Origin of the sequence: Prevotella sp. oral taxon 376 (assembly GCF_003043945.1) — a bacterium.
In the GTDB taxonomy this organism is placed as follows: domain Bacteria; phylum Bacteroidota; class Bacteroidia; order Bacteroidales; family Bacteroidaceae; genus Prevotella.
The window spans coordinates 1,121,687-1,133,961 of sequence record NZ_PYXG01000001.1 but is presented as its reverse complement, the minus strand read 5'-3'; the positions used below and the strand labels follow the sequence as shown (position 1 = coordinate 1,133,961).

The 12,275-nt window shown below is 35.7% G+C and carries 11 protein-coding genes; 3 read left to right on the top strand and 8 right to left on the bottom strand.

Annotated elements, in window-relative coordinates:
* The first annotated feature begins 40 nt into the window (after nucleotides 1–40).
* From mobC to C7120_RS04875, 3 genes are read left to right on the top strand one after another with little or no spacing between them, the layout of a single operon-like run.
* A complete protein-coding gene (mobC, locus tag C7120_RS04885) occupies nucleotides 41–394 on the top strand; it encodes a plasmid mobilization relaxosome protein MobC (protein ID WP_107620598.1) in 354 nt (117 codons plus the stop codon).
* Nucleotides 391–1,311 (top strand): relaxase/mobilization nuclease domain-containing protein, encoded by a 921-nt coding sequence (locus tag C7120_RS04880; protein WP_107620194.1) that lies wholly within the window; start codon nucleotides 391–393, stop codon nucleotides 1,309–1,311. Before mobC ends, C7120_RS04880 begins: the two co-directional genes overlap by 4 nt.
* 2 nt (nucleotides 1,312–1,313) lie before the next feature.
* Nucleotides 1,314–1,961 (top strand): hypothetical protein, encoded by a 648-nt coding sequence (locus tag C7120_RS04875; protein ID WP_107620597.1) that lies wholly within the window; start codon nucleotides 1,314–1,316, stop codon nucleotides 1,959–1,961.
* Nucleotides 1,962–2,020: 59 nt separating this feature from the next.
* Here C7120_RS04875 and C7120_RS04870 read toward each other — a convergent pair whose 3' ends face one another.
* The 8 genes from C7120_RS04870 to C7120_RS04835 form a co-directional block, all read right to left on the bottom strand.
* A complete protein-coding gene (locus C7120_RS04870; protein WP_107620596.1) occupies nucleotides 2,021–3,517 on the bottom strand; it encodes an ATP-binding protein in 1,497 nt (498 codons plus the stop codon).
* A 25-nt stretch (nucleotides 3,518–3,542) separates the two neighbouring features.
* The gene (locus C7120_RS04865) at nucleotides 3,543–4,721 is read right to left on the bottom strand and encodes a DNA phosphorothioation-associated DGQHR protein 1 (protein WP_107620595.1); all 1,179 of its coding nucleotides are present in this window, start codon (nucleotides 4,719–4,721) and stop codon (nucleotides 3,543–3,545) included.
* 12 nt (nucleotides 4,722–4,733) lie between these two features.
* A complete protein-coding gene (locus C7120_RS04860) occupies nucleotides 4,734–5,135 on the bottom strand; it encodes a hypothetical protein (RefSeq protein ID WP_146154200.1) in 402 nt (133 codons plus the stop codon).
* A gap of 5 nt (nucleotides 5,136–5,140) precedes the next feature.
* On the bottom strand, nucleotides 5,141–6,727 hold the full coding sequence (locus C7120_RS04855; protein ID WP_107620593.1) for a DndE family protein: 1,587 nt from the start codon (nucleotides 6,725–6,727) through the stop codon (nucleotides 5,141–5,143).
* A 1-nt stretch (nucleotide 6,728) separates the two neighbouring features.
* Entirely contained in the window at nucleotides 6,729–8,816 is a 2,088-nt protein-coding gene (gene dndD / locus C7120_RS04850; protein WP_107620592.1) for a DNA sulfur modification protein DndD, read from the bottom strand.
* Entirely contained in the window at nucleotides 8,813–10,153 is a 1,341-nt protein-coding gene (dndC, locus tag C7120_RS04845) for a DNA phosphorothioation system sulfurtransferase DndC (protein WP_107620591.1), read from the bottom strand. The genes dndD and dndC overlap by 4 nt, the downstream gene beginning before the upstream one ends.
* Entirely contained in the window at nucleotides 10,143–10,367 is a 225-nt protein-coding gene (locus tag C7120_RS04840) for a helix-turn-helix transcriptional regulator (protein ID WP_075588643.1), read from the bottom strand. Before C7120_RS04840 ends, dndC begins: the two co-directional genes overlap by 11 nt.
* Nucleotides 10,368–10,696: 329 nt before the next feature.
* Nucleotides 10,697–11,920 (bottom strand): site-specific integrase, encoded by a 1,224-nt coding sequence (locus C7120_RS04835; RefSeq protein ID WP_107620590.1) that lies wholly within the window; start codon nucleotides 11,918–11,920, stop codon nucleotides 10,697–10,699.
* Between the last annotated feature and the right edge of the window lie 355 nt (nucleotides 11,921–12,275).

Below are 12,275 nucleotides of genomic sequence, written 5' to 3'. Positions count from 1 at the left end.
ATCCCGCTGGTCTCCATCAAATCAAATCAAAGAAACAAGTATGATAAAAACAGAATATAAAAAAGGTGGTCGTCCAACCAAGGGCGTAGCCGAAAAGAAGAAATACCGTATCACGGTAAAACTGAATACGCAGGATTATTATACGCTTAAAGGTAAAGCCAAAGGCGCAGGAGTAACCATGAGTGAGTTTATAAGAAAACTTCTTGATAAAGGAAACGTCATTGAACGCCTTACGGTTGAGCAGGCAGACTTCATTCGTAAACTGTGCGGAATGGCAAACAATCTCAATCAGTTGGCGCATCGCGCCAATGCAGAAGGTTTTCATGCCGTTGTCCCTTTCCATAAAATCGTCATTGGCAAGATAGATGAAATATTAAATCTGATACGAAGATGATAGCCAAGATAATGAAAGGTTCGGGCTTCAAGGGAGTTATTAATTACATCCTTGACCCGAAGAAAGGAACGGAACTCATTGATAGTTCCGGAGTGAGAACGGAGAGCATCAACCATATTGTCCAAAGTCTCATCGACCAGACAGAACTGAATCCAAGAGTAAGCAAGGTTGTGGGGCATATCTCTCTGAGTTTCTCGGCACAGGATTCTTCCAAGCTCAGCAATGAATGGATGGCGCAGATCGCTCGTGAATACATGGAGAAGATGGGAATAAAAGATACGCAGTACATTATCGGTCGCCATTTCGACAAGGAACATCCACACATTCATATAGCTTTCAATCGGATAGACAATAATGGCAAGACTATTTCTGACCGTAACGACAGATTCAGAAGTGAGAAAATTTGCAAGGAACTGACCGCTAAATATAGCTTGTACTTCGCTGGTGGTAAGGAGAATGTCAAAGAACACCGACTGAAAGAACCTGACAAGACCAAGTATGAAATCTATCAGACGTTGAAAGCAGAGATTGCTCGGTGCAGGAATTGGACAACTCTCCTTAGTCATTTGGGAAAGCAGGATATTGGTGTCCGTTTCAAGTACAAAGGCAACTCACAGGAAGTTCAAGGTATCATCTTTGAAAAGAACGGTTATCATTTCAATGGCTCTAAAGTGGATAGGGGTTTCAGTTATTCCAAGATAGACTTTGCCTTGCACCAGAATAACCGGGAACACGAACAACAGATGCAAGGAATGGTAAACCTCATCTCCAATGTTGCAAGTGTTACGAGCGAAATAGCCAACGAGCTCATCGAAGGAGGATTGGATTTATTTCAAACTCATGGTACTGTCCCTGCGGAGGTTTACAACACACTCGACAAAAAGAAGAAAAAGAAAAAACGTAAAATACATTTATAACTATGGCTGATAATAATACATTTGCTCTATTTGAGGAAATCAAAAACAAACTGGAGACAATTTACAGGGAACTAAAGGAACTGAAAGAAAAGGAGAACGGTTCTGTTTTTCTTCCTGTTCCATCTCCACCTGTACAACGTGACGAACAGATGGAACAGGAATTGCTCAATCAGTATGAACAGCGAACAAAAGAAGTGATTAACAAGTATCTTGGTGTGCAAGTGCGCATCAAGGACGAGGAGGCTAAATCTATGGACAAATTGGTGGCAAGCGTCTTGACCATGTTGCACGAATGGCAGGAGAAGAAAGAGCATCCAATACCGCAGGAACATATTCACAGACACAGCTTTGACCTCAAGTCCTCGAAAGTCTTTACTTATATGGTAGCAGTATCTGTCCTTTGTTTTGTTTCTTTGGTCGGCAACTATTTCCTGTGGCAAAGCAAACAACAATACAAGGATGATGCCTTGAAATTCCGTATCATCAGGGTATGGAGAGGTTGTAGTTCTAAGGACATTCTATGGCTCAATGATGTGTTTGACATTCATCGTGATGAAAAAATTATCAAGCTAATCAAGGAAAAAGCCGATAATTACGACATGGAATTGAAGCAAAAGACAGATAGTTTGATGCAGAAGAAATTGAAATAACCTTATACGAGACAAGCCCAACCAAATAAAGTTCTTGGTTGGGCTCGTTATGTAGCATCTTAGTCTATGATTTCCCAAAATCCATTTTTATCCGAGCCAACTCTGCGGAGATATTTATCACGCATAAATTCTATGTTACGCATAATCGTGCTTGCATTTAGACTTGTGATAGCAGCCATTTCTTCCTTTGTAATATAAGGATTTTCAGCCATTAATCGCAAAATGGAAATACGATTGGCTGTAAGTTTTTCTCCTCTTACAGTTGCTTTTTCAATTAGCCTCTTAATAAGGTTCTCACTATTTGCAGTTGCATTTTGGGCATTTACAGTTGCATTTACAGTCCTCTTTTCTGCATTTGCAGTTGCATCTCTTTGATTATTTGCCTGAGAAATAACTTTTGGTACTGTAATCTTCAGAATAAAATCATCAAGATGGAAAGATAGATGTGGTGTACCATTAGCTTCCAACTCTCTGCATACTCGATCCACACCCTCTCCAAACTCTTTTACATAGTCGTATGCTTTTAAGAACTGAGCAATTTTCGGATTGCGAGAGAAATGGGTATGGCGAATATTTGAAGGCTTGACCGTTCCTGGTAATCTGCCGGGCGACTCGAAAACCAAACGATCATCGAACATCTTGATTTGGATTTCCGTACCTTTTATATTGTAAGCACGGTGGCAACAAGCATTGACAACCATTTCTTGAATCACAAACTTTGGATAATCTCTATTGGTCACAAACTGCCCATGCTGCCCAAGGAATGTATGTTCCTCTACTTGGGTTTCAAGATAAGCTATCGTGGCTTTCACCTGATCAAGTATCGTTCCTTCAAAGGTTACATCCTTGATAACGTTCATCTCTGTACCCACTCGTTCCTCTGTACCTTTATAGCGGATGAAGCGAGTACGCCCACGAGGAAAGAACTTTTGAGGATATTTACCAAACAACAGAATACAAGCCACACTAACTTGCTCCTCTCCCTTTGCATTGGTAGTGATGAAGCCATTATTTTCCTGTAGATATTGCTTTGCTGATTTTGTATAACCAATCAATTCTGTATATCTTTCGACGGCAGCCATATCAATGTCATCTACCGTAGCACCATATACTGTTGTATCTTCATAGTAACGCTCCCCCTTGTCATACATCAACTGTATGCGTTCTTCAAAAGACAGTTTACGGCTCTTATCTCCAACACGCATATAGGCTTCGTCTGCCTGATTGGTGTGAAGCTCCGAACTTGCAGGGATATACATTAACAAGATATGGTTGTCGTTCCCATCCTTATCCGTGCATGGTAACAAGTCGCTGGTAATAGACACAGAAGGATTACAAAAGTCTAAAGGCACCCGCAGCAACTCATTCAACTTTTCCGTATGCTGGTCAACCCCTTCTATCTTCCTTGTCTTGTCAGACACGCCGATAGCAATATCACCACCGTCAGCATTAGCAAACGCCACAATGGTAATAGCCAATGCTTTCGGATCAATTTGAATGCTCTTGCAATCAAATGTCTGGTCTTCTTTGCGAGATATTATTTCTTGTATGGTCATATTTTTGACATAGAGTAAATCATAATTAGACAAAAGCCTTATCTTCTTCCTTCAGTCCCGCTTCTGTTATTAGTCCAACTCTAAATTTAAGAACTCTTTTTAATCGGGTTTTACCAGCTCCAGATAGTGAAAAATAGTTATTTAGGTAATCAATATTATTTATTTTATTGATGTACTGATCAAAATTACTTATATTCCTATCTTTTTCTAAAATAGCTTTCAATAAATCAAAAAGAGCAGATATACCAATAGTCTTGAATATTACACTATTTGAATCTACTTGACTCCATAATATCTTATTTATCGAAGAGAAATAAGATATTAATACTTCATATATTTTCTCATCCTTATTATTTAAATACCACTCTCTTAAAACCGTTTTGTCCTCTTTCAATATGCGGCGAGTTCTATCTCCCCAAAAAGAGTCCTTCCTGAAAGCTAGTGTGTCTCTGTCAAGTTGTGGATTAGTAGAAATTAATCCTAATATTCCCTCAACCATTGCTGCTGTTGACAATATCCATTTTGATCTATCAACAATCCCCTCAATTCCTGTAAACAGAGGGGCTAATTTAATTCTTTGATAAAGAGGGGAATCTTGACTGAAATTTAATTTTCTAGTTAAGTATACAGCCAATTTCTCTGGAGACCAAGTATTTTCTGGTTCATTATCAACATTAAATCCAAACAGCTCTAATGCAAGACTTTTATCTACCCTCTTTTGGTTACCATTAATTGTCGCAAACAAATATGCTTGATAAGGCATTGGTAAATCAAAGAAAATAGAACATACCAATTCGATATCCTTGAATTCATCGGATGTAAGTTCAAACGATTTTAGGCGATGTTGCCCGTCAATAATCAAGGAAGAAATATTATCTTGATTTGGAATATCCAATTGGTACACGTCATTATTTATACGTTCAATCTTCCATCTTCTATCTTCATCTTCGAGAATCTCCCCAGAGCTATCTATATTTGCTGCTACTATAATTGAAGTGGGGAAACACATTTCCTCTGACCTTATGAAATTAGCGATAGCTTTTAGTCTATCTGATCTTAAAGGACGTTGATTTCCTTTCAAAGTTCCATCTTTATCGTATCTCAATACTGAAGATGTTGAAACTTTTAATAAATCACGAGCTTTTATCTTAGCGATATAAAATTCACCTAAAGGTTGAGTTACTTTAATTGCACTTATAATCATTTCCTAATTATTTTAAAAATTATCTCCCCCTAAAGCATCTGAAGCAGAAGTTTTTTCTAAATTTTTATTGTTCCAATTTTGAAACCACCAAAATAAACAGGAAAACACATAAACAATAATAGAAACCCATATTGTTGTTGGCTTTAAAATACATATACACACATATATCGTACACAATAAAGCTATCACCAATGCTATAAGATTTATAAACATTTCTGTTTTTTTGGAACGAGAATTAGAATCATATAGTTGCATAATTCTTTCAGAAGCATTATACCCAATAGTTGACATCACAATAGTTATAAAACCTATCGAAATTTCATTTGGGGCAAATTGTTGGCTTATTAAGACAGGAATAGTAATTCCTGTTGTGCCTAAAATGACATAGAAAATCAAAAAGAAAACAAATTTCATTTTTATCACTTTATTTTTTCTTTCCAATACTGTACAACATCAAAAACATCTGTTCTTGAGTATTCTTTTATGTTTGATATTGCTTGACCATTCTGAAGTTTTTCTAAGTTACGTAAAGCGGCAGTTCCATCCTTTGGAGTAAGTCCTAGGAATTTATTGATAGCCTTTGTATTAGCCATATCATTTATTGGCAACAAGAACGAAGTTTCACATTCTTGCGAAAAATCAAAGTTTGCTGTATTATATTCTGCAATTCCTTGTGATAGCAGAAAAACAGATACACCATAAGAACGAATTTTTCGAAGTATTACCTCTAAGATTTCTAATGATTTTTTCTCGCGGAAAAGATCATGAGCTTCATCTATCATTAGCAAATACCGCATTTCTCTATAATTATCGTTGACATCAGTACTTCCCATATTAGAGAACACATTAAAAATGTAATTTATAATTAGAAATACAGAAGTAAATCTGACGGTATTATCAAGTTCACCAGATAATGATAAATAGTAATTGTTATTTAGGAATGCACTAGGATTCTTTACCTTAGAAGCAAACAATTCATACTCACTCAAACGTCCCATTATTTCTGTTAGAGTGTCTCGATTTTCCCCTACTTGATTTATTATCAAATCATAGACTTCTTTCATAGAAGGGTAATCTCCACTTGTTTGCTCGATAAATGCTTCTTGCACTGCATCTTTTAATGTTTGCTGTTGTTTCTTGCCGATGTTTGAATATTTAGCTATAATGTCAACAAATTTGTTTATACCAACAAGTTTATTCCTATCATTTATATTGTCTATGAACGAAAGTGGGTTAAGTGGGAAAGGTTCATCTGGGGCATTGATACAAGTTGTATGAGTTTCTGTAAAGAAATCATGCATCTTATTTTTATCTTCTACTGATATTCCTTTAAAATCGAGGAAAAGGAAATTAACTTGTCCCTGTGTCTTAGATACTAATTGCCTTAAAAATTCCAAGGCAAATTGAGATTTTCCAGAACCGGATTTTCCTGCAACTGCAATATGTTGATTATTGTAGATTTTGGTGTTGTTAAAACAAAATGTTACTGGCTCTTTTGTCTTAGGATTATATCCCACTTTAATATCAATAGCCCCTGTAAAACTCGTCTTGTTGATGTGTTGATTATTGTTTTTAACTGCATCTAACGAAACAGGTGCGTCTTCGATTGCGTCAATACCTTTTCCCAGATATTCAACCAGAAAATCAAAAAAGGTATATTGCGAACGATTCTCAAACAGATAGTTAATCTGCTCAAGACCATGATCTATGTGCAATTTCACATATTTGGCAATTAGTTCATCATTCTTATTAATGCCATAAGCTTGGCAAATAAGAGCGATATAAAAATCTCTGTTAGCAGAATCAAATAAAATATGTTCTTTATATTCTTTGCCTTGTGAGTCGTAAGTGTTAAATTCATTTTGCTGAAATCTTTTCCCTGAAGCCAAGGAAAATCCTAAGGCAATACGTGCTATAATATTCTCTTTTGCACCACCAGGTAATTTTTGAGTCAAATTAGAGACTTTGCTCTGGTTTGCTGCGGAAGTTTTTATATTTATCTGCATTTTATTGATGCTTATAAGTGTCAAACAATTCTTCTATTTTTATTTCTTTAAAACAGGATCCTTTCTTTGAATTTTGAATGAGATAAGTTTTACTTACATATCCGTTAATCAATAAATATTCCTTCTCCGTTAATTCTTTCAATAAAAGAGGGAATAGTATTACTTGTTTAGAAACATTCGGATAAAATTTTGTCAGAATATTTTGACTGTGATTTATATCAAATTTTTGCATAGGACTATCTATGAATACAGGAAATGCCAATCCTGTTTCCTCAACAAGTGCACCAAGTAACGCAGAAGCGAACATCTGGCGCTCTCCCATCGACAGTATCCCCTTGTCTATTTTCTTGCTATTAGCATCAAATAAATTTATATCAACATCCTCACCATTGCCTTGGATATCAACAACGACAGAACTTACAAGATCTTTTTTATGCAAAAAACTTGTAAGTTTATCTTTTAATTTCTTCTCAAGGGCTTTTTTCTTCTCATCTTTAAATTTTAATAAAAATTTTTGTATTGTGTGTATCAAGTGGGTTGCTTCGTCATCTACAGCTTTATTCTTTTGAGAAACATCAATTTTCTTAGATAGAATTTCTTTCTTCTGCTTTGATGCCTTTATTCTATCTTTGGCTTGTTCTATTTCAATATTCAAAGAAGCTATTTTTTGATGCAAATCAGAAATGACATCCTCTTTCTCAATCTTCTTTCTACGCAAAGATTGAATATATTCGCTTTCGGCATTCTTTTCTGCTTCTCGGATTTTTTTATCTATAGAATATAACTCCGCTTTTGCTTTAGAATATTTTGTTGCAAGAGACTCAAATGAAGATTTACATTCCTTTAATTTTGATACCAAGTTTGAAAAATCATCATTTTGCAATTCTGTAAAATCGTGCAAGGTTTGAAAATTCTCATACCTATCCATATCACAGTCATTATAAAAATGTTTAAGTATCAACTTTCTAATCTCTGCTTCATAAAAGTCCCTTATTCTGATATCTATATGAGACTCAAAATCATTTCTTGCCCTGTCAAGATCATTAAGAATATCGTCTGTTTTCTCTTTTACCCCTTCAAGTTGCAACTTATTTTGTTTATATGCCCTTTCTTCCTTTAACTGGGTTGCCACAATAGAAACCACATTGCCTGCTAAACCAAATGGAATATAATTATATAGTTCTTTTAGCCCTTCCTGAGCATCAGAAACTTCTAATTGACAACGCTCCTGTTCTTTTTTGAGCTCTGCAAGACGTTCGACGCTCATTAAATCACCTTCACGAATAAGTTTCTCCTGTAACTCATTACATTCATATCGAAGAATGGATATTTTTTCCTGCTTTTCCTCAATCTGATGTCCAAAGTCTGCAATACTGTCTTCATCATTCTTAATTGAAAGGATGAGTTCATTAAAATCCCTTTTATCTTGCGGTTGAGCAGACTCTTTTCTATAGTCATCTTGTATTTTCTCTAACTCAGATTTTAATTCTGCGTATTTCTGAATACCCAAAACCTGGGAATATGCTTGACTAAGTTCTGCTCTTTGTTGTGGAGTATTTACCTGAGCAAATGATACAATTTTTTCAGCATCAAAGAAGAAGAATTTAGCTATTTCTATAGGCAATATATAATCCCTAATGAACATTTCTTCTTCATCTTTATCACTAAATAAATCACTTTCACGTCCATCAATCAGTATTTTCAATTCGTCAGATGTATTAGTAGCCCTATCATACGAACGAACTATTGTAATCTCTGTACAAGTTGTATTTGGTATTTCTACATCAGTAAAAGTAACACTCACGGAAAATCTCGTTTCTCCCTCTTGAGCTGCAATAGTATTCAGACTGTTTCCTATATATTTGCTATAAGAGCCTTTTTCATCAATCTCTTTCTTATACAGCTCATCAACTTTCTCCATATTCTTGCCATAGAGACACCACACAAGAGACATTAGGAAAGTTGTTTTTCCATATCCATTGTTACCACTTACTATAATAATATTCCGTTCTCCATTAGGTGTCAAATCTATTTTATTAACCCCACGATAGATACGAAAGTTATATAACTCTATAGACTTTATTATCATGCTTTTTTAGAATTTATAAAATCTTTCAGTCGTGATTCTATTTCATTTTTTAATCCCCTTCTACGCTGCATAAGGGATTTAGTTTTTTGAAGAAGAAGTAATTGTTCAATTAACTCACCTTCTTCTGGATTGTTGACACATACTTCACGCATCAAATCGGCTTCTAATTTATTTTTTACATTCTCCTCCATAATGAAAGATTCTTTATAAATTGAATTATATATTTCTGATACTTGATAACCAAAATTAAAGTCTCTATACCAATTAACCTGAATTGCAATTAATTCTTGGTCTGAGATTAATCTTATTTTAGGGTCCACTTGTTGTAATTCGTGCTGTACCTCAAGAAGTCTTTTTAAGATTTTAGCCCTGTATCTAAATACATATGGTCCCATATCATTAACGGCCCTCCGTCCATCTCTGCGAAATGGCATACGATTATCTAAAATATTTCGCTCTGCGTCCAATTCCATTCTGAAATCATACAATGGTCTCATCCATTCTCGTCCATTCTTTATTAAAGAGCGCATAGATTTATCATCCTTCACAACGGTACAAACCCAACATCCAAAACGACTTTGTCCACAAGAACCATGGCTTTTATCTGTGACAACTGTAGGACATTCATAATCATCTGCACTTGCATCCATATATATATTAAAAAGTACAGAATTATCAAAGCCCCATGGACATGGAATCGCCTTAATTATATACCAAACTTCTTCTAACATCAGTTCTTTAATAGGGGCATACACATAAGTATTATGTAACAGTGTATGATAAGTAAGCCTTTGACCATGTATTTCATGCTTTTTTATAGATCGTGCACGCGTAGCACTCTCTGCTTTCCGTGTCCCAATCAGTATAATAGCCTCCCCACATTCGTCCACTTGTTCCGTAATGAAACGAGCAGTCGGCTTAATTTTCATTTTATCAGTACACCATCGGAATGCCGTATTTGGAACAGGATACCCTTTTCCTATAACATTGACCCAGAAAGAATCTTCTAATTTAGGAATGGTTTTCCTAACAAATATTGGCAAATCTTCTTTCCTTGCTTGTTTTTCTATTTGACTAAGTACATCATCAACATAAGAAGATATTATCGGATTCTCTACTAATGTGTCATTGCAAACAACATACACAGGTCTTCTAAGCTGAAAAGGAACGAGAATATCCTCTTTGATTTTCTTCAATGCAAGCCAGACCAATGTTAGTAATACCGTTGAATCCTTACCACCACTAAAGCCTATAATCCACGGACGGTAAGTATCATCAGCATACATATACTGATCTTTTATTTCATCTATGATATATTCTATTCGTTTATTCATTATCTAAAGAAGTTAGATGAGACTTATTCAATAATTCATCTAATTCAACATCAAGTATTTTAGCAATCTTTAGAAATGTTTCCATAGGCGGCTGACAGGCATTTGTACACCATTTCGACACTGTGGTCGTAGCGCATCCTAATTGCTCAGAAAGCCACTTGTTGGTCTTCTTCTTTTCGACTAGTACAACCTTTATACGATTAATATCTTTACCCATAATATTTTGATTTCATTATTGAGTACAAAAATACACAATATATTTTATAACGCATACAAAATTCTGCGTTATATTTCATCAGGGTTAATTTGATTATCGAATATGTCACTTTAATGAGATAAAATGCACTATAATCAATCTCTTCTTTTATAAATATGAGATGTCTTAAAACCTCCTTGTAAAGGAGGTTTTAAGACATGCAACTTGTTGGTAATCAATAACGGCCATTTTTAACAAATTGGGCTTTGCTGAGGTTTCAATGTATGAAGATAATGCTGTAGAGTCATTTATCCTGCCAATATTCATTATTGTATCTCATATAAACACCACTATAGCTTCAATTCCGGTAAACTATTGATAGCCTCCGACTTCAACTTGTCAACTGCACGAGTGTATTTCTCGGTATGCTTCAATCCGCTATGCCCTAACAAACTGGCTACCGTTTTAATATTTGCACCATTGTTGAGAATGTTTACAGCAAAACTGTGGCGAGCACAATGCCAACTGATGTGCTTGTTAATACCTGCACGTTTTACCCACCGTTTAACAGATTTGCTGCAACTCTCATATGAGGGGAGGTTGAAGATAGAGGAATTTAAATCCTCAGGAGCTTCACCAATTAAAGAGACTAAGCCGTCATTGAGAGGAATAATGACGCCACTATGTGTAGAATGTCCTTTGGTCTTATTCTGCTCAAACTTCAGTAGGCGATTGGTATAATCTACATTCTTATAGGTTAGGTCTTTTACATCGCAGAAACGCAGACCGCAATAGAGGCAGAGAATAAAAGCACGCCTAACATTAGGATTCTCATTCTCATAATGACATTGAATCAGTGCCTGTATTTCGTCCATTGAGAGTACATCTTTGCGCAACACTTGGTCGTCTACCTTGCACACAACACCCTTGCAGGGATCTTTCTGCATCACTTCATGGTCAATGGCATAGCGTACAACTTTCTTAAAACGCTGATAGATGCTCTTTGCCCCTTCACCCACGCTTCGTGATTGCAGATACTCCACAAAGCGTTCCATCATATCCTTGGTTATCAAGTCAGGCTTAATGCCAAACTCATAGAGTGGGTATTGCTCTTTCAGAAAATCCTTAAAACGATTCAAGGCTATCTTTATCATTCGCAGGTCTTTCTTGGTGTAACTGTCAATGTACGCCTGATAATAGTCCAAGAAATTGATATTCCTATCCTTCTTCAGACGATAGCCGAACATGCTCTCCTTAAACTGCTGTTCACGCTCCGCTCGAATTTTGGCAGCCAGTTCGAGTGTTTCCTTGTTCTGTTGTCGTTCCGTTGGAGTACGAGGCTTAGCTATCAAGTACAACTGCAAATTTTCTTTTCGCCTGTTGTGCTTAATGTGTACCTTGGGCTTGCCTATCATCTTGCCTGTTTCGTACAAAACGGGATTGCTGTTTTCGTCTAAAACCGGTGTTTCTTCTCTACCGAGATAATACTCCAGATATAGACTTATCCGACCATCAGACAGCACATTTTGCTCCAATTTCGGGTTTTCCTTTGCTTTATTTTCTAATTTTGCCATAATTGATAGTTATGTACCTAAATGTGTATCAAACCGAGTAAAATCATTAACTTGTTTATTTTCAGATGTTTTCTTATTTTGCAAAGATACTAAAAAGTTCCGAATATCAAAGTGTACTAAAAGTGTACTTTATGACAAAAAACAGGCAAAAATGAGCAAAATCAACAAATACAAGAAAATATTAAATCATTGATTACCAATACAATATATTCTTTTGATTTCTCTTGTTTTCACGGCATTGTACCGGGTCTGGGTACAAAGCAAAAAGCTAAGTCATTGATTATTCAACACTTAGCTTTTCTTGTTTTAGAAGAATTCCCTGTTAGCCAATTAAGACAAAATATTTACTTTTATT